This window comes from Microbacterium sp. IO18 (assembly GCF_049099505.1).
Classification (GTDB): Bacteria; Actinomycetota; Actinomycetes; order Actinomycetales; family Microbacteriaceae; genus Microbacterium; species Microbacterium aurugineum.
Map to the genome: position 1 here is coordinate 371,733 of NZ_JBMJAF010000001.1, position 23,966 is coordinate 395,698.

The 23,966-nt window shown below is 66.8% G+C and carries 26 protein-coding genes and 4 tRNA genes; 12 read left to right on the forward strand and 18 right to left on the reverse strand.

Annotated elements, in window-relative coordinates; all coding sequences use genetic code 11:
• Positions 1–36 precede the first annotated feature (36 nt).
• The 4 genes from ACLF6J_RS01825 to ACLF6J_RS01840 form a co-directional block, all read right to left on the reverse strand.
• Entirely contained in the window at positions 37–2,181 is a 2,145-nt protein-coding gene (locus ACLF6J_RS01825) for a 3-hydroxyacyl-CoA dehydrogenase NAD-binding domain-containing protein (RefSeq protein ID WP_134354020.1), read from the reverse strand.
• Positions 2,182–2,189: 8 nt separating this feature from the next.
• Complete coding sequence (locus ACLF6J_RS01830) at positions 2,190–3,395, reverse strand: thiolase family protein (protein ID WP_047519437.1); 1,206 nt, start codon at positions 3,393–3,395, stop codon at positions 2,190–2,192.
• Between the two features lie 73 nt (positions 3,396–3,468).
• Positions 3,469–4,662, reverse strand: coding sequence for a ribonuclease D (locus ACLF6J_RS01835; protein WP_134353773.1), 1,194 nt, complete (start codon positions 4,660–4,662; stop codon positions 3,469–3,471).
• On the reverse strand, positions 4,655–5,236 hold the full coding sequence (locus tag ACLF6J_RS01840) for a DUF3000 domain-containing protein (protein WP_047519441.1): 582 nt from the start codon (positions 5,234–5,236) through the stop codon (positions 4,655–4,657). The genes ACLF6J_RS01835 and ACLF6J_RS01840 overlap by 8 nt, the downstream gene beginning before the upstream one ends.
• Positions 5,237–5,261: 25 nt before the next feature.
• On the opposite strand from ACLF6J_RS01840, the gene ACLF6J_RS01845 reads away from it, so the two are divergent.
• Positions 5,262–6,416: an alpha/beta hydrolase family protein gene (locus tag ACLF6J_RS01845; protein WP_134353772.1), complete on the forward strand. Its 1,155-nt coding sequence runs from the start codon at positions 5,262–5,264 to the stop codon at positions 6,414–6,416.
• On the opposite strand, the gene ACLF6J_RS01850 is transcribed toward ACLF6J_RS01845, so the two are convergent.
• Both ACLF6J_RS01850 and ACLF6J_RS01855 read right to left on the reverse strand, forming a co-directional pair.
• A complete protein-coding gene (locus tag ACLF6J_RS01850) occupies positions 6,400–6,831 on the reverse strand; it encodes a SufE family protein (RefSeq protein ID WP_134353771.1) in 432 nt (143 codons plus the stop codon). The two genes, ACLF6J_RS01845 and ACLF6J_RS01850, sit on opposite strands and share 17 nt — an antisense overlap.
• A 19-nt stretch (positions 6,832–6,850) precedes the next feature.
• A complete protein-coding gene (locus ACLF6J_RS01855) occupies positions 6,851–7,744 on the reverse strand; it encodes a sulfurtransferase (protein WP_421076809.1) in 894 nt (297 codons plus the stop codon).
• Positions 7,745–7,890: 146 nt separating this feature from the next.
• Here ACLF6J_RS01855 and zapE point away from each other — a divergent pair, with 146 nt between their 5' ends.
• From zapE to ACLF6J_RS01870, 3 genes are all read left to right on the forward strand, one after another.
• On the forward strand, positions 7,891–8,916 hold the full coding sequence (zapE, locus tag ACLF6J_RS01860; RefSeq protein WP_134353770.1) for a cell division protein ZapE: 1,026 nt from the start codon (positions 7,891–7,893) through the stop codon (positions 8,914–8,916).
• 134 nt (positions 8,917–9,050) lie between these two features.
• On the forward strand, positions 9,051–10,289 hold the full coding sequence (locus ACLF6J_RS01865; RefSeq protein WP_047519451.1) for an ammonium transporter: 1,239 nt from the start codon (positions 9,051–9,053) through the stop codon (positions 10,287–10,289).
• A 135-nt stretch (positions 10,290–10,424) separates the two neighbouring features.
• A complete protein-coding gene (locus ACLF6J_RS01870; protein ID WP_208526553.1) occupies positions 10,425–11,009 on the forward strand; it encodes a type II toxin-antitoxin system PemK/MazF family toxin in 585 nt (194 codons plus the stop codon).
• Here ACLF6J_RS01870 and ACLF6J_RS01875 read toward each other — a convergent pair.
• Positions 10,975–12,132 (reverse strand): DUF1611 domain-containing protein, encoded by a 1,158-nt coding sequence (locus tag ACLF6J_RS01875; protein ID WP_134353769.1) that lies wholly within the window; start codon positions 12,130–12,132, stop codon positions 10,975–10,977. The genes ACLF6J_RS01870 and ACLF6J_RS01875 overlap by 35 nt on opposite strands.
• A gap of 244 nt (positions 12,133–12,376) precedes the next feature.
• On the opposite strand from ACLF6J_RS01875, the gene ACLF6J_RS01880 reads away from it, so the two are divergent.
• Positions 12,377–12,763 (forward strand): SPW repeat domain-containing protein, encoded by a 387-nt coding sequence (locus ACLF6J_RS01880; RefSeq protein WP_047519453.1) that lies wholly within the window; start codon positions 12,377–12,379, stop codon positions 12,761–12,763.
• Positions 12,764–12,822: 59 nt separating this feature from the next.
• On the opposite strand, the gene ACLF6J_RS01885 is transcribed toward ACLF6J_RS01880, so the two are convergent.
• Positions 12,823–13,269: a GIY-YIG nuclease family protein gene (locus tag ACLF6J_RS01885; RefSeq protein ID WP_134354018.1), complete on the reverse strand. Its 447-nt coding sequence runs from the start codon at positions 13,267–13,269 to the stop codon at positions 12,823–12,825.
• A 134-nt stretch (positions 13,270–13,403) separates the two neighbouring features.
• Between ACLF6J_RS01885 and ACLF6J_RS01890 the strand changes: the two genes are divergently transcribed.
• Positions 13,404–14,465 (forward strand): PQQ-dependent sugar dehydrogenase, encoded by a 1,062-nt coding sequence (locus ACLF6J_RS01890; RefSeq protein WP_134353768.1) that lies wholly within the window; start codon positions 13,404–13,406, stop codon positions 14,463–14,465.
• Between the two features lie 17 nt (positions 14,466–14,482).
• Here ACLF6J_RS01890 and ACLF6J_RS01895 read toward each other — a convergent pair.
• Positions 14,483–14,558 (reverse strand) — tRNA-Val (locus tag ACLF6J_RS01895).
• A gap of 151 nt (positions 14,559–14,709) precedes the next feature.
• Here ACLF6J_RS01895 and ACLF6J_RS01900 point away from each other — a divergent pair.
• The 5 genes from ACLF6J_RS01900 to ACLF6J_RS01920 all read left to right on the forward strand — a co-directional run bounded on the left by ACLF6J_RS01900 (position 14,710) and on the right by ACLF6J_RS01920 (position 16,246).
• Positions 14,710–14,782: transfer RNA gene (locus ACLF6J_RS01900), tRNA-Gly, on the forward strand.
• Between the two features lie 54 nt (positions 14,783–14,836).
• A tRNA-Cys gene (locus ACLF6J_RS01905) sits at positions 14,837–14,907 on the forward strand.
• 27 nt (positions 14,908–14,934) lie between these two features.
• A tRNA-Val gene (locus ACLF6J_RS01910) sits at positions 14,935–15,006 on the forward strand.
• A 160-nt stretch (positions 15,007–15,166) separates the two neighbouring features.
• The gene (locus tag ACLF6J_RS01915; protein WP_134353767.1) at positions 15,167–15,874 is read left to right on the forward strand and encodes a hypothetical protein; all 708 of its coding nucleotides are present in this window, start codon (positions 15,167–15,169) and stop codon (positions 15,872–15,874) included.
• A 156-nt stretch (positions 15,875–16,030) separates the two neighbouring features.
• A complete protein-coding gene (locus ACLF6J_RS01920; protein ID WP_421076810.1) occupies positions 16,031–16,246 on the forward strand; it encodes a hypothetical protein in 216 nt (71 codons plus the stop codon).
• A 231-nt stretch (positions 16,247–16,477) separates the two neighbouring features.
• Here ACLF6J_RS01920 and ACLF6J_RS01925 read toward each other — a convergent pair whose 3' ends face one another.
• The 9 genes from ACLF6J_RS01925 to ACLF6J_RS01965 all read right to left on the reverse strand — a co-directional run bounded on the left by ACLF6J_RS01925 (position 16,478) and on the right by ACLF6J_RS01965 (position 22,942).
• Complete coding sequence (locus ACLF6J_RS01925) at positions 16,478–16,906, reverse strand: hypothetical protein (RefSeq protein WP_134353765.1); 429 nt, start codon at positions 16,904–16,906, stop codon at positions 16,478–16,480.
• Positions 16,903–17,301, reverse strand: coding sequence for a helix-turn-helix domain-containing protein (locus tag ACLF6J_RS01930; RefSeq protein WP_134353764.1), 399 nt, complete (start codon positions 17,299–17,301; stop codon positions 16,903–16,905). Before ACLF6J_RS01930 ends, ACLF6J_RS01925 begins: the two co-directional genes overlap by 4 nt.
• A gap of 20 nt (positions 17,302–17,321) precedes the next feature.
• A complete protein-coding gene (locus ACLF6J_RS01935; RefSeq protein ID WP_134353763.1) occupies positions 17,322–17,651 on the reverse strand; it encodes a hypothetical protein in 330 nt (109 codons plus the stop codon).
• Between the two features lie 341 nt (positions 17,652–17,992).
• Entirely contained in the window at positions 17,993–19,219 is a 1,227-nt protein-coding gene (locus tag ACLF6J_RS01940) for a Dyp-type peroxidase (protein WP_134353762.1), read from the reverse strand.
• Positions 19,219–19,752, reverse strand: a complete 534-nt coding sequence (locus ACLF6J_RS01945; protein ID WP_134354017.1) for a copper chaperone PCu(A)C — start codon at positions 19,750–19,752, stop codon at positions 19,219–19,221. The genes ACLF6J_RS01940 and ACLF6J_RS01945 overlap by 1 nt, the downstream gene beginning before the upstream one ends.
• 11 nt (positions 19,753–19,763) lie before the next feature.
• The gene (locus tag ACLF6J_RS01950) at positions 19,764–20,351 is read right to left on the reverse strand and encodes a copper resistance CopC family protein (protein WP_134353761.1); all 588 of its coding nucleotides are present in this window, start codon (positions 20,349–20,351) and stop codon (positions 19,764–19,766) included.
• A 117-nt stretch (positions 20,352–20,468) separates the two neighbouring features.
• Positions 20,469–21,074: a hypothetical protein gene (locus tag ACLF6J_RS01955; RefSeq protein WP_052193239.1), complete on the reverse strand. Its 606-nt coding sequence runs from the start codon at positions 21,072–21,074 to the stop codon at positions 20,469–20,471.
• 42 nt (positions 21,075–21,116) lie between these two features.
• Positions 21,117–22,493 carry a cryptochrome/photolyase family protein gene (locus tag ACLF6J_RS01960; RefSeq protein WP_134353760.1) on the reverse strand — a complete coding sequence of 459 codons (1,377 nt, stop codon included), beginning with the start codon at positions 22,491–22,493 and terminating at the stop codon, positions 21,117–21,119.
• A 53-nt stretch (positions 22,494–22,546) separates the two neighbouring features.
• Positions 22,547–22,942, reverse strand: a complete 396-nt coding sequence (locus ACLF6J_RS01965) for a DoxX family protein (protein ID WP_134353759.1) — start codon at positions 22,940–22,942, stop codon at positions 22,547–22,549.
• A 119-nt stretch (positions 22,943–23,061) separates the two neighbouring features.
• On the opposite strand from ACLF6J_RS01965, the gene ACLF6J_RS01970 reads away from it, so the two are divergent.
• Positions 23,062–23,832: a GIN domain-containing protein gene (locus ACLF6J_RS01970; RefSeq protein ID WP_134353758.1), complete on the forward strand. Its 771-nt coding sequence runs from the start codon at positions 23,062–23,064 to the stop codon at positions 23,830–23,832.
• Positions 23,833–23,966: the final 134 nt, after the last annotated feature.

The following is a 23,966-nucleotide window of genomic DNA, read 5'->3' on the forward strand; positions in this document are numbered from 1 at the left end:
AATCCCGTGGGGCGCGTCGCGTGATGGTGTTCGCGGTCAGCGGCTCTCGACGCCGCGGATCTGCGGAGTGTGGAACGAGCTGCCGAAGGCCCGCTCGGACGCTCCTTCACGGTCGAGGTACGGCGAGGCGCCCCCGTCGATGAACGGCCAGCCGGCGCCGAGGATGAGGCACAGATCGATGTCCTCGACCTCGGGCACGACGCCTTCGTCCAGCATCAGCTTGATCTCCTGTGCCAGGCCGTCCTGAACGCGCTGCAGGATGGTCGCTGCGGAGGCAGGGGTCTTGCCGACCGCCGGCTTCAGCACCTTCTCGGCCTGCTTGGTCCAGCCGATGACGCGTCCGCCCTTGTCCTTCTCCACGACCGCGTCGAGTTCCGCGAGCGCATGGAAGTTCTCGTTGGCGTAGAACCGGTCGGGGAAGGCGTGGACCATCGTGTCCTGCACGTGGGCGGCGACCTTCCACCCGACCAGGTCGATCAACTGGAACGGCCCCATCGGGAGACCGAGCGGGCCGAACGCCTTCTCGACGTCGGCGATCGGCGTGCCCTCGTAGACCGCGCGGGCCGCCTCGCCCATGACCTTGGCGAGCAGTCGATTCACGACGAAGCCCGGCGCGTCGGCGGTGAGCACCGCGTTCTTGCCGAGATTCTTCGCGACGACGAAAGCCGTCGACAGCGCGGCATCGTCCGTCGCCGGTGTCTTCACGATCTCGATCAGCGGCATCACTGCGACCGGATTGAAGAAGTGGAAGCCCACGAGACGCTCGGGGTGCGCCAGCTTGGAGCCGATCTCCTCGACGGACAGCGACGAGGTGTTGGTCGCGAGGATCGCGTCCTCGGCGATGACCTTCTCGATCTCGCCGAACACCTGCTGCTTGACGCCGACCTCTTCGAACACGGCCTCGATCACGAAGTCGCAGTCCGCGTAGAGGCTCTTGTCGGTGGTGCCGGTGACGAGCGCGCGCAGCTTGTTGGCCGAGTCGGCGTCCAGGCGTCCCTTCGCCTCGAGCTTGCCGATCTCCTCGTGGATGTACGCGACGCCCTTGTCGACGCGCGCCTGGTCCAGGTCGGTGATGAGCACGGGCACCTGTAGCTTGCGCACGAACAACAGCGCGAACTGGCTCGCCATGAGACCGGCGCCGATGATGCCGACCTTGGTGACCTTCTTCGCGAGCTGCTTGTCCGGAGCGCCGACAGGACGCTTCGCGCGCTTCTGCACGAGGTCGAACGCGTACATGGACGCCGCGAACTGATCGCCCGTGACGAGTTCGGCGAGTGCCTCGTCCTCGCGGGCGAAGCCCTCTGCCTTGGTTCCGGCTTTGGCCTTGTCGAGCAGGTCGAGTGCGGCATACGGCGACCTCGGCACGGTGCCGATCTTCGACTCGAGCATCCCGCGTGCCATCTTGATGGCGATCGGCCACTTGGTGAGGCGTTCGATCTTGCCGGGCTCGTTCTTGCGCTCGACCTTCTTGCCGCCGAGAACGGCGTCCGCCCACGACAGGGAGTTCTCGAGGTAGTTCGCCGCGGGGAAGATCGCGTCGAAGATGCCCAGATCGAATGCCTGCTGAGGCTTGAGCATGCGGTTCTGCTTGAGCGGGTTGGAGATGACGACCTCGAGCGCGTTCTCGATGCCGATCAGGTTCGGCAGGAGGTATGCGCCACCCCAACCGGGGATGATGCCGAGGAAGACCTCGGGCAGGGCCACTGCCGCCGCCGAGGCGTCGACCGTGCGGTAGCTGGAGTTCAGAGCGATCTCCAGGCCACCGCCGAGGGCGAGGCCGTTCACGAACGCGAACGAGGGCACACCGAGATCGCCGAGCTTGCCGAGCACCTTGTGGCCGAGCTGCGCGATCAGGCGGGCGTTGTCACGCGAGCCGACCTTGCTGATGTCGGACAGATCGGCGCCGGCGGCGAGGATGTACTGCTTTCCCGTGATGCCGACAGCCTGGATCTCGCCCGCGGCCGCTCGTGCCGTGAGAGCGTCGAGTGTTTCACCCAGCTGAGTGAGGGTCGCCGGACCCAGTGTGTTCGGACGCGTGTGATCGCGGCCGTTGTCGAGTGTGATCAGGGCGAGCACCTTGCCGGAGGCGAGACGGATGTCGCGCACGGGCGACTGCGTGATGACCTCGCCCTCGGTGAGCGCCTGGATGGGGGAGAAGTCGATCTCGTCGTAGTTGGTCACAGTGGCGCTCACTTCTTCTTCTTGCCGTCGTAGTGCGGGTTCTCCCAGATGACCGAACCGCCCTGACCGAGGCCGACGCACATGGCGGTCAGACCGTAGCGGACATCGGGGCGCTCAGCGAACTGGGCCGCGAGCTGGATCATCAGGCGCACACCGGATGCCGCGAGCGGGTGTCCCAGCGCGATCGCGCCGCCCCACTGGTTGACGCGGGGGTCGTCGTCGGCGATGCCGAAGTGGTCGAGCAGAGAGATCACCTGGATGGCGAATGCTTCATTGAGCTCGAACAGGCCGATGTCGTCGATCGTGAGTCCGGCCTTCTTGAGGGCCTTCTCGGTCGACGGGATCGGTCCGATGCCCATGATCTCGGGCTGCACACCGGCGAAGGCGAACGAGACCATCCGCATCTTCGGCGCGAGTCCGAACTCCTTCACCGCTCCGCCCCCGGCGAGCAGCGACATCGTCGCGCCGTCGGTGAGCGGGGAGGAAGTGCCGGCGGTGACGCGCCCGTGCGGGCGGAACGGCGTCTTGAGGGACGCGAGATCTTCCATCGTGGTCTGCGGGCGGCGGCCCTCGTCCTCGGTCGCGAGACCCCAGGCGCCATCCGGACCCTTGGTGGCGACCGAGACGAGGTCGGGCTGGATCTTGCCGGCGTCGTACGCTGCCTGCACCTTGTGCTGGCTGAGCATCCCGAATCGGTCCGAGCGCTCCTTCGTGAGGTGCGGGAAACGGTCGAAGATCCGCTCCGCGGTGACGCCCATGTTGAGCGCGCCGGGATCGACCATCTTCTCGGCGACGAAGCGCGGGTTCGGGTCGGCGTTGCCACCGATGGGGTGGTGGCCCATGTGCTCGACGCCGCCGGCGAGGGCGAAGTCGTACATGCCGACGCCGATCGACGCCCCCATGGTCGTCACGCTCGTCATCGCGCCTGCGCACATGCGCTCCACCGCGAGACCGGGCACGGTCTGCGGAAGGCCGGCGAGGATCGCCACGGATCGCCCGAGCGTCAGCCCCTGGTCGCCGGTCTGGCTCGTCGCCGCGATCGCGACATCGTCGATGCGGTCGGCCGGCACGGCGGCGTTGCGCTCCATCAGGCCGATGGTCGCCTTGACGGCGAGGTCATCCGCGCGGGTGTTCCAGTACATGCCCTTTTCGCCGGCGCGCCCGAAAGGGGTGCGTACTCCATCGACGAAGAAGACGTCCGAGATCTCGGCCACTCTGCCTCCAAGTTAGTGCGTGGCCTCAGTCTACGAAGCCCGTGAAAACCGGGAGGAATCGGTTGGATCGAACCTACGAAGCGGTCGCGGGGGTCGCGTCGGGCGTTTGCGCGGCTTCTACAAAGGCCGCAGCGATCTTCTGTGCAGTCTGTTCAATCTGCCAGGGGCGGGCGCCCAGTGCGGCCAGTGCAGCGCCGATCTCCTCCGGAGTCTCTCCCGGCAGCTCCCAGGCCACGCGGCGCAGATACTCCGGCGTCAGGAGGTTCTCCGTCGGCATCCCCAGCTCTTCGGCCGTGGCCTCCACGACGGGTCGCGCTGCCTTGAGTCGCGCATCCGCTTCCGGATTCCGGTCTGCCCACGCGCGGGGCGGGGGAAGGCTTTCACTCGGTACGCGCTCACGGGGGAGGTCTTCCGTCGCCCTGCCCTCGACGATGGCCTGCCACCAGCGGTCGAGCTGTGTGCGACTGGCGCGCCCCTGGAACTCCTTGACGCCGGCGAGAGCCTGCTTCGACGGCGGGTTCGCCATCACCGCGGCCACCAGGGAGCGGTCCGGCACGAGTCGTCCGGGCGAGACGTCCTGGTCCTGCGCGTATGCCTCGCGGGCTTGCCACAGAGAACGGGCGACCGCGAGGTTGCGGGCGCCGCGCACCTGATGCAGGCCGCTGAGTCGGCGCCAGGGGTCTTCTCTCGGGGGTTTGGGTGCGCGTGTCAGGGTGGCGGCGAACTCCTCCGCCGCGATCTCCGTCTTGCCCTGCTCCTCGAGCTCCAGGACGAGGACGTCGCGGACGTCGATCAGATGCAGGACGTCGAGAGCGGCATACTCCAGCCAGGAGTCCGGAAGCGGACGCGTCGACCAGTCGGCGGCGGAATGCTCCTTCTTGAGCGTGATGCCCAAGGTGTCCTCGACGACCGCCCCGAGCCCGACGCGCTCGTGACCGAGCAGGCGGGAGGCGAGTTCGGTGTCGAAGATCGTCGGCGGTTCCAGGTGGAGCTCCCGAAGGGACGGGAGGTCCTGACTCGCGGCATGCAGCACCCACTCCACGTCGCCGATCGCGTCCTGGAGTGGATCGAAGTCACCGATCGCAGGTGGATCGAACAGGAAGACCCCGGCGTCGCGACGGAAGACCTGCACGAGGTAGGCACGTTGCGAGTATCGGAAGCCGGACGCGCGCTCCACGTCCACGGCCACGGGCCCGGTACCGGCGGCGAGCACGGCGCACGCCGCGCGGAACTCCTCAGCATCCGAGATCACGGAGTATTCAGTCACGTACAGCCTTTCGCGCGCCGATCACGGCGATGCCCTCGGAGCCGGGCGGAAGTCCCGCCAGCATTCCGACCAGCTCGGCCCATGCTTCGACGTGGGGTCGGAACGGGCCTTCCGGAGTCCAGGACGCCCGCAATTCTATCTGGGCTCCGTCCCCCTCGATGGCGAGCCCGCCGAATCCCTTCGACAGCGTCTTGGTCGAGGTGCCCGATTCCGAGTGGTAGACGGCCTGGCGGGAGTCGAGCGCATCGACCAGCCACGACCACGTCACATCGGCCAGGAGGGGGTCGGTGCCGATCTCGGTCTCGAGCGGGGCCTGCGCGAAGATGACGATGCGCCAGGAGCCGCCCCATGCCCCTGGTTCCTCCGGATCGTGCAGCAGGACGAACCGGCCGGTGCCGTACACGGACTCGCCGTCACCCTCCGGGCGCACATCGGCGGCGAGGGCGATGGCGAAGGGCGCGAGGCCCTGTGGCGTGGCGATCTCGCGCACCGTGATGTCATCGCGGAACTCGGTCGCGCGCAGTTCGGCCACGGCGCTCTCGAAGGGCGTCCCGGCTTCGGGGGGTGCGGTCACGGCAACAGGCTAGAGTCAGGAAGCGATGAAGAGTCTCAGGCACGCCGTTACCCTCCTTGTCCCCGCCCTGTTCGCTTTCGGGGCGGCGTTCGCTCTCGTCGTGTTCGCCGTGGCTCGGCGAGTGGTCACCCCCATGCGTCGCGTGACCGACACCGAGATCCTCGCCGTCGACACCGGCGCACAGACCATCGAGCTGCAGCGCACTCCCGACACCGAGCTTCCCGGTCGTTACGGCCTGTTCACGACGGGCACCTACGGCTATGTCAAGCTCGGCGCCGTGCTCAGCGCGGACGCGGGGACGGTGCGTCGCAAGCTCCTGACACAGATCGAGCCCGGTGCTCGCGTCGACCGCGCCGCGGCCTTCAGCGGGTACTACTACTCCTCGCCGAGTGAGCTTCATCTGCGGTGGGAGAACCTGCTGATCGGTTCGCCCGCGGGGCCGTGCCCGGCCTGGTATTTCCCGGCGTCGTCGAAGACCTGGGTGGTCCAGGTGCACGGCCGTGGGGCGACACGCGCCGAGTGTCTCCGTGCGGTGCCGGTGCTGCATGCCGCCGGCCTTCCCAACCTCGTCGTGTCCTATCGCAACGACGGCGAGGCCCCGCGCACGAAGGCGGGTGCGTACGCCCTCGGTGCCTCGGAGTGGCGTGACGTCGATGCCGCGATCGCTTATGCGCTGCGGCACGGTGCCGAACGCGTCATCCTGATGGGTTGGTCGATGGGAGGTGCGGTGTCGCTGCAAGCAGCAGTCACCTCCGGGCACCGCGATCGTATCGCCGGGATCATCCTCGAATCGCCGGTCGTCGACTGGCGCACGGTGCTGAGATTCCAGGCGAAGCTCGCCCGCGTGCGGGCGCCGCTTCCGGAGCTGGCCATGGGAGCGCTGCAGATGCCCCTCACCGCACGCCTCAGCGGAGCGGATGCGCCGATCCCGTTCGACCGGTTGGACATGGTCGCTCGTGCGGACGAACTCACCGCGCCGGTGCTGATCCTGCACAGCGACGACGACGGATTCGTGCCGGCGGATTCCTCACATGCGTTGCAGGAGGCGCGCCCCGACCTCGTGACCATGCCGCGGTTCACGGTCGCCCGCCACACGAAGCTGTGGAACTACGATCAGGTCGGCTGGACGACCGCGATCACGGACTGGCTCGAGGCTCAGGGCTTCACCGCTTCTGAATGACCTGGTTCTTCGCGCGCATGAGCATTCCGGTCATGCCCCCGATCCGCAACGGCGATACGGCCTTGGTGAGCCCGATCGACTGCGGGTAGTCGTTCGGTATCGTGAGCACCTCATCGGTGGTGAGGCCGGTCAGGCCCTGGACCAGGATGCTCGCGAACCCACGCGTGGTCGGCGCCTCGGGCGGCGCTGAGGCGTGCATGGTGACGATGTCGTCGTCGACCTCGACGTGGATGTACACCGGCGACTGGCACTCGGCGACCCGTTCGTACATCTCCGGGTGCGCCGCGACCTCTGCGGACACGTCGGGAAGCTCGTCCGAGAACTCGAGCAGCAGCAGGAGACGGTCGGCTTCGGGAATCTCCAGGAATCCGTCGCGGATGTCGGCGAGGGCCTCAGGAACGTCGCTTGTGCTCATCCCTGTCATTGTCACATGCTCAGAGCGTGCCGGGCTCGGATCCTGTGACGATGGGAACACGTACAGCGCTACCCCACTCGGTCCAGGAGCCGTCGTAGTTGCGCACGTTCTCGAAGCCCAGGAGGTGCTTGAGGACGAACCAGGTGTGGCTCGAACGCTCGCCGATGCGGCAGTAGGCGACGATCTCATCGCCCTCGTTCAGGCCTGCTCCGTCGCGGTAGATCTCATCGAGCTCGGCGCGGCTGCGGAAACCGCCGTCTTCCGCGACCGCCTTCGCCCACGGCACGCTCTGCGCGGTCGGGATGTGGCCGGCACGGAGCGAACCCTCTTCGGGGTATGCGGGAGCCGTCGTGCGCTCTCCGTTGTACTCCTCGGGGGAGCGGACATCGATCAGCGGGTTGCCGATGTGGGCGAGGACGTCCTCCTTGTAGGCGCGGAGAACGGAGTCATCGCGCTCGACCACGGGGTACTCGGTCGCCGGGCGGCTGGTCGCCTCGCGGGTGATCTCTCGGCCCTCGGCGATCCAGCGATCGCGTCCGCCGTCGAGAAGGCGGACGTCTTCATGGCCGAACAGGGAGAAGACCCAGAGGGCGTAGGCCGCCCACCAGTTGTTCTTGTCGCCGTAGATCACGACGGTGTCGTCACGGGAGATGCCCTTGCGGCTCAGCAGTTCCGCGAAGCCCTCGCCGTCGACGTAGTCGCGGACGACGGGGTCGTTGAGCTCGGTGTGCCAGTCGACCTTCACCGCACCCGGGATGTGGCCCGTCTCATAGAGAAGCACGTCCTCATCCGACTCGACGACGACGAGTCCGGGCGTCCCGAGTCGCTGGGCGAGCCACTCCGTGGTCACGAGGCGACCGGGTTCGGCGTATTCGGCGAACTTGGGGGGGGAGGAATCGAACTCGATGGCCATGGGATCTCCGAAGCGTGTGAGTGGATGAGGGGGTGAGTGTGGACGGCGTAGTGTTGATCCGTCCCTTCGACGATAGATCCCCGCCGAGCACCCTGCGCCCGTTTCGTAAGACTTCGACACAGGCCAGCACCCGATTCAGGACCGTGATGACCGACACGACCAGCCGCACCGTGCACCTCACCGATCGTCAGCCGACGGTCACCGGACCCGAGATGCTGGCGAGCCTGGTGCCGCCGCCCCAGTTCGACACGGCGACTTTCGACAGCTATCGCGCGGATCCTGCCTATCCTTCGCAGGAGGAGGCGAAGGAGACGTTGATGCGTTTCGCGGGCCGCGGTCCCGCCGTGAAGCGCGGCGGCCTCTTCAGCCGCGCGAAGAAGGAACCCGAGCTCAAACCCGGTGTCTACCTCGACGGCGGCTTCGGTGTCGGCAAGACCCACCTGCTCGCTTCCATCTATCACGCGATGCCGGCCCGACGGAAGTACTTCGGTTCCTTCATCGAGTACACCGCCCTGGTCGGGGCCCTCGGATACAAGAACACCGTCGACCTGCTCAAGGGCGCGGATCTGCTGTGCATCGACGAGTTCGAGCTCGACGATCCGGGCGACACCATGGTCATGACCCGCCTCATCGGAGAGCTCGTTCCCACGGGGACCCGCCTGGCGGCGACCTCCAACACTCCACCGAACGCACTCGGCGAGGGACGATTCGCCGCACAGGACTTCCTCCGCGAGATCCACGCCATGTCCGACAGCTTCCAGACCCTCCGCATCGACGGAGTGGACTTCCGCCAGCGGGCGATCGACGGACACGCCGTGGTCCTGGATGACGACGCCTATGAAGCGGCAGCAGCGACGGCGGACGGCACGGCATCCGACGACCGCTTCGACGATGTGATCCGTCACCTCGCCCAGGTGCACCCGTCTCGCTACATCCGTGTGATCGAAGGTCTCGACCAGGTCGGGCTGCGCGACGTGCATCAGCTCACCGATCAGTCCGAGGCGCTGCGCTTCGTCGCCTTCGTCGACCGCGTGTACGACGCCCAGATCCCCGTCATCGCGACCGGGCTCGGGCTCGATTCGGTGTTCTCCGAGGAGATGCTGGCCGGCGGATACCGCAAGAAGTACCTGCGCGCCGTCTCTCGACTCAACGCCTTGACGCATTCTGCGTAACCCCGAAGGGCCGCGTAACGCGATGTTCACACCAGGAGCGGCGCTGTAACAGCGGGGAAACAAACCTCACGCATGCGCGAAACGGCGCGTCGTCACACTGAAGCTCTCAATTACTTCGGATGTGAGGTTTTCCTATGGATGCTCCCGGCAACATCTCGTGGGCGATCACCGCGACAGCGCTCGTTCTGCTCATGACGCCCGGCGTCGCCTTCTTCTACGGAGGTCTCGTCAAGGCGAAGAGCGTCGTCAGCATGATGATGATGAGCTTCGGCTCGATCGGACTTGTCGCCGTGCTGTGGATTCTCTTCGGCTTCTCGATGAGTGCCGTCGACAGCCCGACCGCCTTCGCAGGCAACCCCTTCGCCGACTTCGGGCTGTCCAGCCTGGCGTCCGGTGAAGGATCGAACGTCGCGCTCCTGGGCGTCGCTTACGGTGCGACCTTCGCGATCATCACCGTCGCGCTGATCTCCGGAGCGATCGCGGATCGTGCCAAGTTCGGCAGCTGGCTGATCTTCGCCGGCATCTTCGCCACGGTCGGCTACTTCCCGGTCGCCGCGTGGGTCTGGGGTGGCGGCTGGATCATGAACCTCGGCACGACGCTCTTCGGTGAGGACAGCGGCATCGGCGTGATCGACTACGCCGGCGGTACTGCGGTCCACATCAACGCGGGTGCAGCCGCCCTGGCGCTCGCTCTGGTCCTCGGAAAGCGCATCGGTTTCCAGAAGGGCATCCTGAAGCCGCACAACGTGCCGCTGACCCTCCTCGGTGCCGCACTGCTGTGGTTCGGCTGGTTCGGTTTCAACGCCGGTGCGGAGTGGCTCGCTGAGGACATGGGCGGAGTCGGACTCATCGGGCTGAACACGCTCGGCGCCACCGCGGCCGCGATCCTGGGCTGGATCCTCATCGAGCGCATCAAGGACGGCAAGGCGACTTCGGTCGGTGCAGCCTCCGGTGCCGTCGCCGGTCTCGTCGCCATCACCCCGGCCTGCGCCAACCTCACCCCGGGCTGGTCCCTCCTGCTCGGTGCCGTAGCCGGTATCGTCTGCGCCCTCGCTGTCGAGCTGAAGTTCCGTCTCGGCTTCGATGACTCGCTCGATGTGGTCGGTATCCACCTCGTCGGCGGTCTGATCGGAACCCTGTACCTCGGCTTCTTCGCCACCGACACGGGTCTGTTCGTCGGCGGCGACGCCCGCCAGCTCGCGGTGCAGGTCATCGCCGCGGTCGGCGTGCTGATCTACTCCTTCGTAGTCGCCTTCCTCATCGGCTTCGCGATCGAGAAGACGATCGGATTCCGCGTCACGAGCGAGGACGAGATCGCCGGTGTCGACCAGGTCGTCCACGGCGAGGAGGGATACGCACTCGTCGACGCGTGAACTGCGGTTAGGGTGACCGAGTGGGCAAGAGCAACAGCATCCTGACATCACTCCTGGACATCCTGCGCAAGGCAGTGGGTTCCGGCCGGGGGGGGGGGGGGGGNTCGACGCGTGAACTGCGGTTAGGGTGACCGAGTGGGCAAGAGCAACAGCATCCTGACATCACTCCTGGACATCCTGCGCAAGGCAGTGGGTTCCGGCCGGGCGCCTCGGACATCAGGTCCGAGGCGCCCGGTCGCGCGTCTGCGCACCGAGGAGCAACGACCCGCGCCGTCGTCGTCGACGGTGGAGCGGGGGCGGATGAGTGGCAGCGAGACCGTTCGCGTCGATCCGGACCGGATCACGCGTCTGGAGGTCGCCTACGCGCCGCAGCGCGACGGGGCGCCGGATGCCGGAGAGATCGTCTGGACCTGGGTGCCCTACGAGGAGAATGACGGACGCGGCAAGGATCGTCCCGTTCTCGTGATCGGACGCGAGTCCGCTGAGCGCGTGTACGCCGTGCGCATGACGAGCAGACCCCACGACGGCGATCGCGACTATCTCTCGATCGGCACGGGGGAGTGGGACGCGCAGAGACGCGAATCCTGGGTCGACATCGAACAGCTCTACAGCGTGCACGAGCGAGGACTCCGTCGAGAAGCCGCTGTCCTCGACCGACACCGCTACGACCGGGTCGGTGCCGCTCTCACACGACGCTACGGATGGTCGGCCGCGGGGTGAGGGCAGGGAACGCCTGCAGCACCATGTCGACGAGTTCCCCCAGCGGGCGGGTCAGCGGATCCGTGGCGGGGAGGCCGGTGTCGATCTCGATCCCGTCGATCGCCGCTGTGAGCTGATCCGCGGAGAGGTTCTCGTGATTCACGGTCACACCGATCACACGCGTGTCGGCGAAGGCCTCGATGAGAGCGATCTCGCTGTCGACCGTCGGCATCGCGACCATCGGGAAGTCTCCGAGCACCGTGCGGCCCGGGGCATGCTGCACGATCACTCCGGCAGGCCGGCTCCCACGGAGGATGTGCGCCGACGTGATGTACGCCGGGTGGCTGAGCGCGCCTTGCCCCTCGACGATGATCACGTCCGGGTGTTCGCCCTCGAACGCCGCGACCACCTGGTTCTCGACCTCACCTGAGCAGTACTGCGGGACGAGTGCGTCGAGCGCCACGCCGTAGCGGCCGCCCTGGATGATCGTGGTCTGTCCGGTGCCGACCATGACGGCATGGATGCCGCGTTCGTTCAGCGCACGAACCAGGATCGTCGCGGTGGTGCGCTTGCCGATGGCTCCGTCGGTGCCGAGGATCGCGATGCGCGGACAGGTCACGGCGAAGATCCGCCCGGAGAACAGGTGGAGGTCCTTCTTCTCGCGCGGGCGGCGGATGTCGGTGATCGTCACTCCGGCCAGCAGCGCGGCGGCCACGAACTCGGCGTCGTCGGTGAGGAACTCGTGCAGACCGTTGATGATGTGCATGCCTCGAGCGATCCCGTCGAGGAGTACGGTGCGCTGACCCGCGGAGAGGAGGCCGTCTGCCGGTGCGACGCCGCAGATCAGGTAGTCCGGGACGTGACCGGCGTGCGCGATGCCCGTGACGAGATCACTGACGATCGGGAGGCCGTTCGCGGTGCCGTCCAGCAGCATGCCGGCATCCGCACCGGCGCGGGTGCTGTCGATGACACTGAGGATCTCGTACTTCTCGGAGTGGCGGACCAGTCCGTTCGCCGTCTTGCCGTCCTGCTCCCCGAATTGACCTTCGCAGTAGACGATCGCCGTCGAGCCGCTCGGGAGGGCGATGGGTGCGGCCCATGCGTGCGCAGGGTCTCGGAAGGCAGGGGTTGACGGGATGGGCATGACGCTCCTCGGGCTCACACAGAGGAGGCGACGGAGAACGAAATGACCGATGAGGCCCGTTGGTCGACGAGAAGTCTTCCCTGATGCCGGCGAGTTGCCGACACTGCTCACCGTAGCAGCGCCGCCTGGGACCGAGCCGCGAACACTCGTCCGCGACCCTTTCTCGCGCCGCGGGCAATCCGATGCGAGGAGGGCTTCGAACCAGTGGTGAGTCGCGTTCAGCGGCGCCACACAAGGAGGAATCATGCGTTTCATCCCCACCAAGGTCCACGGAGCTCTCGACTACATCGTCGGCATCGCCCTGATCGCCGCGCCCTGGCTGTTCGGCTTCGCGAGCATGGGCGGACCCGCGGTCATCATCCCGATCGTCCTCGGCATCGGGCTCATCGTCTACAGCCTGTTCACGAAGTACGAGTGGGGTCCGTTCGGCTTCATCCCGATGCCCGTGCATCTCGTGTTCGACATCGTCGCCAGCCTGTTCCTCGCGCTGTCGCCCTGGATCTTCGGCTTCTCCGGAGAGGCTCTCAACGTCTGGCTGCCGCACGTCGTGGTGGGGGCAGCGGTGATCGTCGTCGTGCTCTTCTCGCAGCCGGAGCCTGCGAACGCACGAGGACGCGCAGCCACGGCCTGATCACGTCCCGATACGCGGTGCCGGGCGACTGGACTTCCCGAAGCAGTCGCCCGGCATCGTCATGTGACGGTCCACCCGCGGTCATCGTCTCCGCGCAGCGCTGCGCTCAGCCAACGCGCGTAGAGCACCCAGGGTTCGCCCTCGTGGCGGAGGTGCGAGACGTGCGCGCGCAGAGCCGCGGTGAGGGTGAACCATTCGCCGCCCTCGCGGATGGAGGCGAAGTCGCGGTGGCGCTGCTGTTCCAGGGACCGCCCTCCTCGTTCGAAGGCGAGGAGCTCGTCGTGCCGAAGCGCAGAGAGGCGTCGTCGGGGGTTGCTGCTCGTCCCGATCTTCACGCGCTCGTCGAAGCGGATGTAGTAGACGACGTCGACGCGGGGGAGCGGGAGGTCGGCGTCCGGTACGTCGCCGTAGCGCCAGCCGCACGCCGCACAGCACCAGAGGTCCTCGTTCCGGATGCCCGCGTCGCCGCCGCAGAGCGCGCACGGACCGGGGAGAGCGTGAGTCATCGACACCGGGGCAGGATACGCGCACGGTCGGACAGAACCGACGATGCGACCGAGGAACGGTGCCCCCGGGTCTTCTGCCTGCGTGGTCGTGCGTTTAGCCTCGAGGGGAAGCGTACGGTCCGGAAGGAGCGGTGATGGAGTCGAAGGTGCGACGTGTCCTGCGCGCGTTGGGCATCGCGTCGTTGTCCTCGTTGCTTCTGAGCGCCTGCGCGCCGCTGCCGCAAAGCGTCTCTCAGCGCGAAGCCCCGGGGGAGACGTCGACGGTCGTCGAAGATCTGGCCGCGCCGTGGTCCATCGCTTTCCATGAGGGGGCCGCGCTGATCAGCGAGCGCGACACCGCGCGGGTGCTGGAGGTCTCCGACGACGGGGACGTGCGTGAGGTCGCGGTGATCGACGGAGCGGAGCCACGAGGCGAAGGCGGTCTCCTGGGCATCGCCGTCCAGGAGGGATGGCTCTACGCGTACTCCACTGCGGCGGACGAGAACCGGGTGCAGCGGTTTCCGCTGTCCGGCTCCCCGGGATCGATCGAGCTCGGCGAGTCCGACACGGTACTCTCGGGACTCGCGGCCGCGACGAATCACAACGGAGGCCGCATCGCGTTCGGTCCGGACGGCATGCTGTACGTGACCGTCGGCGACGCCGGCGATCGCGAGAGCGCACAGGATCCGAGGAGTCTTTCGGGGAAGATCCTCCGCATCGCACCGGACGGCGGCATACCCGAGGACAACCCGTTCGAGGGCTCACCCGTGTACAGCCTCGGCCACCGCAACCCGCAGGGACTGGCCTGGGACGATCGCGGCACGATGTACGCGAGCGAATTCGGCCAGGACACCTGGGATGAGCTCAACGTCATCGAGGCGGGCGGCAACTACGGGTGGCCGGAGGTCGAGGGCGTCGGAGATCGTGGCACCTTCATCGATCCCGTGCAGCAGTGGGCTCCCGATACGGCGAGTCCCAGCGGGATCGCGATCGCGGACGGTGCGATCTTCGTCGCCAACCTTCGCGGCGAGCGAGTGCGTCGGGTACCGCTGGACGACCTGTCCGCGTCCACCGAGTTCTTCTCGGGCGAGTACGGTCGGATCCGCGATGTGGCGGTGGCTCCGGATGGCGCGCTCTGGGTTCTGACCAACAACACGGATGGCCGGGGTCGACCTGCGACCGGTGACGACAGGGTCATCCGCATCATGCTGGAGTAGCGGCGAATCGGAGGTTATGGTGGGCGATACCGGACTCGAACCGATGACCTCTTCCGTGTGAAGGAAGCGCGCTACCAACTGCGCCAATCGCCCATACCCGCGGGGTACGTCAACCGATACTACCCGACGCTCGGAGCCCTCGCGGACCAGTCAGCGAGACACGCGCGAGATTCGCAACGGGTTTGGCGGACGGGAAATCTTCGGCTAATGTTTCATGAGTGCCCGGGACGACCGGGAACGAAATGCGGATGTAGCGCAGTTGGTAGCGCACAACCTTGCCAAGGTTGGGGTCGCGAGTTCGAGTCTCGTCATCCGCTCGAGTGCAGAGGATCTTCTTCGGAAGGTCCTTCGCACGTGGGGTCAATCCACACGGTGGCGTGGCCGAGCGGCTAGGCACCGGCCTGCAAAGCCGTTTACACGGGTTCGAATCCCGTCGCCACCTCACGGGAAAACTGAATAGCCCCAACGGGCGCGATTGGCGCAGCGGTAGCGCGCTTCCCTGACACGGAAGAGGTCACTGGTTCGATCCCAGTATCGCGCACAGACAAACCCCCGGATTTCCGGGGGTTTTTTTGTGTCCGGGGGAGTGTGGGCAACATCTGGGCGATACGATCGGGCAGTAGTGCGCTCCGCGCATTTCTTGGCTACAACTTGATCTCACCAGCGATCGTCCTGAAGCCCGCTCGACCAAGGGGGAGGGCATGAGCAAGCAGACCGCGACCGTCGCGCACGGTCCAGCCAGCGAAACCGCTGAGTATGTCTTCGTCACACCGGAGATGGCAGTCGGTTGGCTGGCATTGAACATCGACCGCAACCGCAACATGCGCAAGAGCCGCATCAACGGGTACATGCGAGACATCCAGAGCGACAGCTGGGTTGTCACAGGCGAAGCAATCAAGTTCGACGCCGAGGGACGCCTGATCGAGGGCCAGAACCGCTGTCAGGCGATCGTCGCTGCGGGGAAGGGTGGTTGGGTCGTGGTCGCGCGAGGGACCAACGAGGAGGCTCTCGTGGTTCTGGACTCTGGCTCAGCGCGCAACACGGGGGATATGCTCGTCACCACTGAGCTTGGCGACCGCGCCCATGCGAAGGACGTGGGCGCAATCGCTCGGCTCTACACAGCGTTCAAGGCAGGCGACGTGAAGGATGCGGCTTCACACATTGGCGGGCACTCGGGGCTCACCAAGATCGAGATGGCCGACGCGGTGCTATCCATCCCCAACATCAAGTTCGCCGCCCGTCTTGGCATGTACCGCTACCTGCGGCTCCCGGTCAGAGCACTGGGGGGGTGGCGTTCCTCGAGTTCTCTGAGCTCGATGTCGACGACACTGCGGAGTTCTTCAACCGCATTCGAGACGGTATTCAGAACGGGCCCGGAGATCCCTTCCTGGCGCTGTCCCGACGTGTAACGAACGACCTGCAGGCCGGAGCCTCGCGCCGCATCCTGCCGGGACAGGCTCTCTTCTACCTCTTCCGCACGTGGAGTGCCTTCCGTGAGCGCGAGGCGCTTGTGAAGCTCCAAGTAGGCTCGTCTCAGGCTGGGTTCACTCCGATTCCGGTGGCAAATGAGCCGCGAGACTGCTTGGCAGCGTGTCGCCTCATTCAGCGTTGACTACAGAAGAGCAATCATAAACAACACGCTCAAGTACGGGTTCGGCGTCTTCGCACTCGCCTCAGCAACATGGTCATTCGCGACCGGCAACTTCTGGCCCGGGCTCCTCCCAGTCCTCGCGGCCGGGTTCGTTGTCGCGTCCATCAACCGGGAGCGGGAGGAGGCGTGAACGCCTACTAGTCGCGGGCTGACTTCGCCTAACGCATCGGGGTCAAGGCCGACGTGCTGGCCCTCTGCAACCTACCCGAATCTGACGCCATGATCGGGCAAACACGTGGGTGGACGGTCGAGGCTGTCGACGCTTGGAATGCATCGCGCCCCGACAAGGGAGCCGACGCAGGACGGGAGAGAAACGAATGTGCCCCGTGACACACCAATTATGCTGTGAGGTCGGCTCGCCTCAGCTCACAGGGTCCGCCTCTGGCAGGGGCAGTTCGAAAACCTCAACCTCGATGGCCGGAGCAGACATCGGGAGCCGATAGTCAGCGCGGACGGTGCCTAGGAGTGACTGTAAGTGCGTTCGAGCGAAGTCATACAGGGTTTCGATAGCGGGCGACGCCTGTAGGGCGTCTCTCGTTTCCTGAGCCGTGATCTGATCTGCGCCGAGCACTAGGGCGCTCAGGTCGATGTCGCCCCAAGCATCGGGGCCGTCAGCGAAAAGAGTTGCGTGCACCGGGCGTGCCTTCGGCGCCGTCTCGCTTGCATTGGAGGGCGCAATCAACCGATCCGCTACCTTGATCTCCCAAGCGACCTCAGTGTCAGTCATCTCTTCGAACTGCTTAGACGCGCGTAGCCTCATCACGTCGATGGTGATAATGGTCACCGTCATGTCTTGATCCAACGCATTCCTGCGAAGGGAGCGGATCTCCCGCTCCAGGGGCGCTCCGCTTCTATTTCGCTTTTAAGCGCGCGAAGTAGGACCTGAGCGTGCGAGTCCATGTCGTCAGCAGTGGACGTAACACGGTAGTCAATCACGACATCGCAGGCGATGGACAAGAGGCGAAGCTCTGTCATGGACAGGTCTGTCTCACCGCGAACGATGGCGGCAAGGCTAGTCTCGTCCACGCCGAGAGCCTCTGCGACCTCCGCCGGGTCCCTACGGGAGACTTCCGCGATCCTGCCGAACAGACGCCGTTGAGTTTCGCGATTTCTTCTCGCTGACCAAGCCGGAACGCCTCCGCGGATGGAGAGGGGAGAGTCCTGAGACGCTGCAATTTCCGTCATAGTTGATGCTCCTTCCCTTGTCAAAGACTAGCTCTTATTGCTGTTAGGTCGGCTTCCCAGTCGCGAGCTCTCGAGATCGCTTCATCGATGTGTTCAGTTTGAGAAGCAAGTCCGGCTGTTCGAGGCGCTTTCGCGGCAACCATGAGCGCAAGCAACTTGCGATCGTGCAGATCCGGCTCACCGAAATACACCCGCAGCAGGTAGGGCTCTCGTCCAAACGCGGGCTTGACCTGTTCCAGGTGGGGCTTTAGTTCCAGGATCAGGTCCCGCAGTACCTTGCCCGTCCCATAGGCCGTCAGGTCCACGACTCCCCGCTTTGCTTCCTGCATCAACTCGATGAGCTGGGTCATATATTCCGCATGCTCCGCAGACGTCATCTTCGGCTCGAGCCTGCCATCGTTTAAGGCGCTCATCTCCTGATGCGCTTCCGGGACTGAGAAGTCCCAGAAATTGTCTGCCCTGCCATCGTGGTGGATCTGGCCGTGGCCGCATCGCCCGCCTACTGGGCGGTACGGGTGGTATACCGGAACGGTCCTGGACGTCACTCGCTCAGCATAGCGAGGTCCAGCACCGGTAGGTCCGGTGCACGTGCCAGCAGTCCCGTCCGCCGTGCGCTCCCTCTAGAGCCCTCCCGTGCGACCTGGCCACGCCGTCGCAGCCGGTGGGTGCCTCCTGACGTGATCCGGTCGCCTCATGTCAGGAGCGTCTCACCGATGAACCCGCCCTCCGCGCAACCCGGCGGGATCGCGAAGACGGCCGAGCCGATCGGGACCGTCCACTCGTTGAGCAGGTCGAGCTCGTCGAGCCTCCGCTGCATCGGGACGAACTGCGCGTCGACGTCGGCCTGGAAAGAGACGAAGAGCAGGCCCGACTCCGAGACGGAAGCGCCCGAAGGGCGTTCGTCGTAGTTGTACCCGCGCCGAAAGATCCGTTCGGCACCGTCGCCGCGGGCACGGCGGATGTGAGCGAACTGCGGGATGACGGGGAAGCCGAGGGATGTCTTCGCATCGAAGTCCGGTTCATCGAACTCCTCGGTGCCGGTCAGCGGCGCTCCGGTGGCGAGTGTCCTCCCCACCGATGCATCGCGTCCGCTGCGATCCAGCCGGTCCCACTTGTCGAGGTCCATGTGGATGCGTCGGAGCACCATGCCCGTCCCGCCGGCGAGCCAGCCGTCCGCACTCCACACGACCTGATCGAAGTCCGCCGTGCCGGGTTCCGGGTTGGTCGTGCCGTCCACCTGGCCGAAGAGGTTCCGCATGGTCGTGCCGGGGCGCTCCGTTCCGTACGCGCGGCGGAAGCCCTGCTGCGTCCACCGGACGTCGGCGAAGCCCCGGGCGTCCTTCAACAGCATCCGGTTCGCGTGGGCCACGGTCAGCGGGTCATCGGCGGCGATCTGCAGGAGGAGGTCGCCGTCGGAGAATTCCGCTTGCAACCGGTCCACCCCGAAAGCAGGCAGGGGGGCGAGCCACGATGGACCCACGCCGCCTGCACGCGCGACGAAGTTCGGGCCGAAGCCGAACGTCACGGTGAGCCTGGCCGGAGCGAGCGCGAGCTCCGGCTCGGAGTCGGCGAGCGCGGCGCGGCCCTGCGTCAGGCGTGCGGCGTCATCGGTCAGGAGTCCCATCAGCCGGGCGAGCCCGTCGCGATCGACGTCGTCATGCAGGTCGAGGGCGACGAAGAGCCCGTGCGCCTGCGCAGCCGTGTCTATGCCCGCTTGATGGTCGCCGAAGAACGGTACGGTCTGCTCACCGTTCATCGGGGTGGAGGCGGGTGCCTGATCAGCATCCGCGCGGTTCAGGGCGAGATCCACTCCGACGGCAGCGACCGCGCCGACACCGGCGACAGCTCCTCCGAGAAGGAACTGTCGCCGGGTCGACCCGGAGCGTCGGGAGCGGGCGCCCTCAGAGGGCGCCGACATCAGTGATCCATACCCTCGTGCTCTTCGCCGTCCTCATAGTTCTCGTTCGCGCCGGAGTACTCCTTCACCGGGGCCGTGAACTCGTAGGTGGAGTCGTCCGAGAACGTCACGGTGAAGGTGACGTCGTTGCCGGCGGTGAGCGGGGCGCTCAGATCCATCAGCATGATGTGGTTCGCTCCCGGCTCCAGCGCGAGCGTCCCTCCGGCGGGGATGACGAATCCGCCGGCCTTCTCGCGCATGACCATCTCGCCTGCCTCGTTCTCGACGGTCTCGTGCAGCTCGATCATCGGCGACGCCTCGGACGTCACCGACACGACGGTCACGTCGTCGTCTCCGCTGTTGACGAGGGTTCCGAAGCCGGCGGACATTCCCTCTTCAGCCGACTTCACCCACGCATCCTCGATGGTGATGGTGTCACCGGCGGGACGCGTCGTGGGCTCACTCGTGGGGCTCTCAGGAGCGCACCCGGTGAGCGCGAGCAGGGAGACCGCGATCACAGCGGCGAGTCGGGGGAGGTTCTTGGTGGTGTTCACAATGGTGCCTTTCACAGGTCATCTGCTGTCGTCCGGGGACGACGAAGGAATCGAAGGAGCACGAGGAGGAGGACGGCCACAGCCGCTCCCCCTGCGCCGATGAGCAGCACCCGGAGGGTGGTGCTCGAACCTGTTGCGTTCTGATCCCGTTGTTCTTCGCCTGCGGAGGATGTCGTCGCCGTGTCACCGGAGGTCGGGACCTGCATCGGTTCGGCATCGCCGACCGTGAAGGGGATGACCCCGGCGATCGGGTGACCGTCTTCCGACACCACCTGCCATCGCACCTGGTAGCCGGCAACGGGCATCCCCGCTTCGAGCCTTGCGGTGACCGTGCGCCCGGCGACCGTGACGTCGCCGGAGACCCAGTCCTTCCCCGAGGCGTCGACGACCATGACGACAGCCCCGGTCAGCGACTCATCGAGGATCAGGAGCTCACCGGAGAACGACATCGTGATGTCTTCCGGCGCGGCCGCCAACTGCTCGTCAGCGGCCGGGGAACTGGATACCAACTGGTCGTGGGCGGACGCGGGCGTGGCGATCGCGAGGGTCGCGATCGTCGCCAACGCCAACCCGGCCGCAATCCTGCGGACAGGGGACATGGGATGACCTCTCATCAGACGCCGCGTGTGCGGCGTTCATGCATGCGTTCAGAACCCGCGCGCGACGATCGCGCACGGTGTGACGCGCCTCTGGACCGTGAGGGTCCAGGGCACGGATCAGATCGCAGCGGAGAGAGGAGGAGCGCGGCCCCGAAGGGTCGCCAGAAGGATGAGGCCGCGGCTGCAGGCGAGGTCGAAGACGCCGCGCAGACGGCGGGGCAGACGGATCGCCGGGAGGAGCAGGACGTGATCGACACGGCGGCGCAGCCATCGACTCAGCTGCCGGGCGAGGTCTCGCACGGCGAGGACCAGACGCTCGCCCCGGTACAGCGCGGCCACCGTCAGCAGTGCCGCGACCGCGTGGCCGAGCCACATCGAGGTGTCAGCGGCGACCGCCTCCGGGATGCCGGGCCCCGTGGGGATCACGAGCGGTCCGCCGTGCACGTGCGGCGTCGAGACTCCGGAGGGCGTGACGGTGCCGAGCACGAACAGCGCGTGGAACAGGAACTGACTCACTGCGACGGACACTCCGAGGCGGATGAGCGACAGGGAGCGTCCGGCGAGGAGGACGCAGACCATGAACGAGAAGATCCACGGGACGAGGATGCCGAGCGCGCCGGGCACCTGCCCGCCGCCGGTCACGTGGCCGGCGAGTGCGACGAAGATCGCGAGTGACGACGCAGCGAAGCCGCGGATGACGGCTGGCTTCCTGGATTCGGTCACGCTTCCAGTCTGGCACGGACGGCGCGAACCACCGTCGCACGCCTACCGATCGCGGACGCCGTCGTTCCCCTCGCGTCGTGTCTTCGGGGCCCGCTTGACGACCTCGTACGCTGCGAGCGCAGCCTTCCGTGTCTCCGCGAGATCGACGATCGGCTCGGTCGGCGCCTCGGATGCCCAGCGCTGGATGTAGAGGCCCTGCGGGTCGAACTTCTTGGCCTGCAGCTCGGGGTTGAACACGCGGAAGTACGGTGCGGCATCCGCTCCGGAACCCGCTACCCACTGCCAGTTGAAGGGGTTGCTGGCTTCGTCGGCGTCGACCAGCGTGTCCCAGAACCACTCCTCGCCGAGTCGCCAGTCGATCAGCAGATTCTTGATGAGGAACGACGCCGTCACCATGCGCACCCGGTTGTGCATGTAACCCGTGTGCCAGAGCTCGCGCATCCCGGCATCCACCAGCGGGACGCCCGTCTCTCCGTGCTGCCAGGCATCCAACTGCGACGGGTCGAGCGGCGGCCAGGGGAAGGCGTCGAACTCCGGCCGCAGGTTCTTCGCTGCCAGATCCGGGAAGTGGTACAGCGTGTGCCAGGCGAACTCGCGCCAGCCGAGCTCCGAGAGGAAGCGGCCGCTGCCGTCGACGCCGACCGCCTCGTGCCAGACCGTGAACGGGCTCACCTCGCCCCAGCGGAGCCGCGGTGACAGCAGCGAGGTGGCGCCCGCAGACGGCTCGTCACGGGCGCTGTCGTAGCCGGGAAGGTCGTTCTCGAGGAACTCCTTCACACGGCGCCGCGCGGCCGGCTCACCCGGCTCCCAGGTCTCGCGGAGTCCCGATGCCCAGTCCGGTGTCGTGGGGAGAAGCGCCCAGTCGTCGAGGGCGTCGGATGCCGGCGGACGCGGTGCTCCCGCGATCTCCCGGGGCTCGGGGAGGGGAGTGCGAGGCGCAGGGAGGGCGAGGCATGCGCGCCAGAACGGCGTGAAGACCGAGTAGTGGGTGCCGCTGCCGGTCGTGATCGTCCACGGTTCGTGGAGGAGCGACGCGGCGAAGGATGCGACCGTGACTCCCTCCGCGCGGAGTGCCGACTTGATGCCCGCGTCGACGGCGCGTTCCGGGCCGCCGTAACGACGGTTCCAGAACACGGCCCCGGCTCCGGCATCCGTCACGAGCTCCCTCAAGATGCCGTCTGCTGCGCCCCGCCTCAGCACGAGTGTCGCCCCCTTGTCATGCAGGCGTTCCGCGAGGGAGGCGAGCGAATGGTGCAGCCACCACCGGGCTGCGCCGCCGAGCGGACGGAGCCCCTCGGATTCCTCATCGAGCACGAACAGCGCGATGATCGGCTCGCCGTGCTCGATCGCCGCACGGAGTGCAGGATTGTCTGCCAGGCGAAGGTCGTCACGGAACCAGACGATCGAAGGAGAGGACATCGCCCCATTGTCCCTGACCCCGAGGACGATGGACGCTGTCCGCGGAGGCGGGTTCAGCGGCGGCGCGGGGGACGCTCGTCCGTCGCCCAGAGCGCCCACAGCACGAGCAGCGGCTGCAGGAAGAGGCGCCCGAGTCGTCGGGCATCCGTATCGAGTCCCGGGGTGGATCGTCCGGTCCGCCACTGATGGACGTTCCCGGGGAAGACGGCGACGAAGAACGCGGCGGTCGCCCAGCCGATCCGGCGACGTTCGCGGGGGAGCGCGATGAGGCCGGCGGACAGGGCGATCTCGGCGGCACCGGAAGCGAGGACGATGTCGTTCTTGTCGAGCTTCGTCACCTGCACCGCCCAGTCGGGCACGACGATACGGAAGCCGCGGGTCGAAGTGAAGTGCATGATGCCGATCGCGCCCAGCGCGATCGCAAGGATCCATCGGGCGACTGCTCTCATGCCCTCACGCTACGTGATGGTCCGACGATCCGCGCCCTGCGAACTCATACCGAGGGGGCATACGAGGTCCGTACCCCGGTGGGTGGCGGACTCCGCCGGACGCTTCGTACGCTGAGACCATGCGCTCACGTCTCGTCGGTTCTTCCGTCCTCCTCCTCGCCCTCTCCGCATCGGCGCTGACGGGGTGCGCGTCGTTCGACGCGGGACCGGTCGTCTCGCAGGAGCGTGCGGTGCCGGATGTCGCCGCGGTCGAGCTCGACACCTCCGGCGATCTGACCGTGGCCCTCGGCGCGACGCCCGCACTCACCGTGTCGGCTGGCGAGCGGGTCATCGAGCACCTGACCGCCCAGGTCGAAGGCGGCGTCCTGCGGCTCGGGATGGACGGCGAGCCGGTGCTCCGAAACGGCGAGATCCGCTACGAGCTGACCGTGTCGTCTCTCGAATCGCTCGTGGTGCAGGGGTCAGGCGATGCCCGTATCGACCTGTCCGGTGCGATCGCCCCGACCGTGACCGTGCGCGGCTCGGGCGACGTGGAGGCCACGGGGATCGATGCTGCGACGGCTGTGCTCCGGGTCGACGGCGCCGGCGAGATCGTCGCCCATGACACCGTCGTCGAGGACCTGACCGTGCGCATCGACGGCTCCGGCGCGGTGGCGATCGACGGCACGGCGCGCTCCCAGGACGTCTCGATCCGCGGTTCCGGCGAACACACGGCCGAGGATCTGCGCAGTGAGGACGCTTTCGTCTCGATCCGCGGTTCAGGGAGCGCAGATGTGACCGTGGACGGAAATCTCGCGGTCGTCATCGACGGCAGCGGCGACGTCTCCTATGGCGGGGAAGCCCGTGTCACCCAGGAGATCGCAGGATCGGGAGATGTCCGGCGCCGATGACGACGAGCGGGTGCGACGCCGTCGCGTAGCGGTCCGGAGCGCCCGACCGTACCGGTAACCTGGGTACCGACCCAGATGGAGAGTTTCTGTGCCTGAAAACGCCCGGCCGAATGACGGCTTCGCCCTGTTCACTG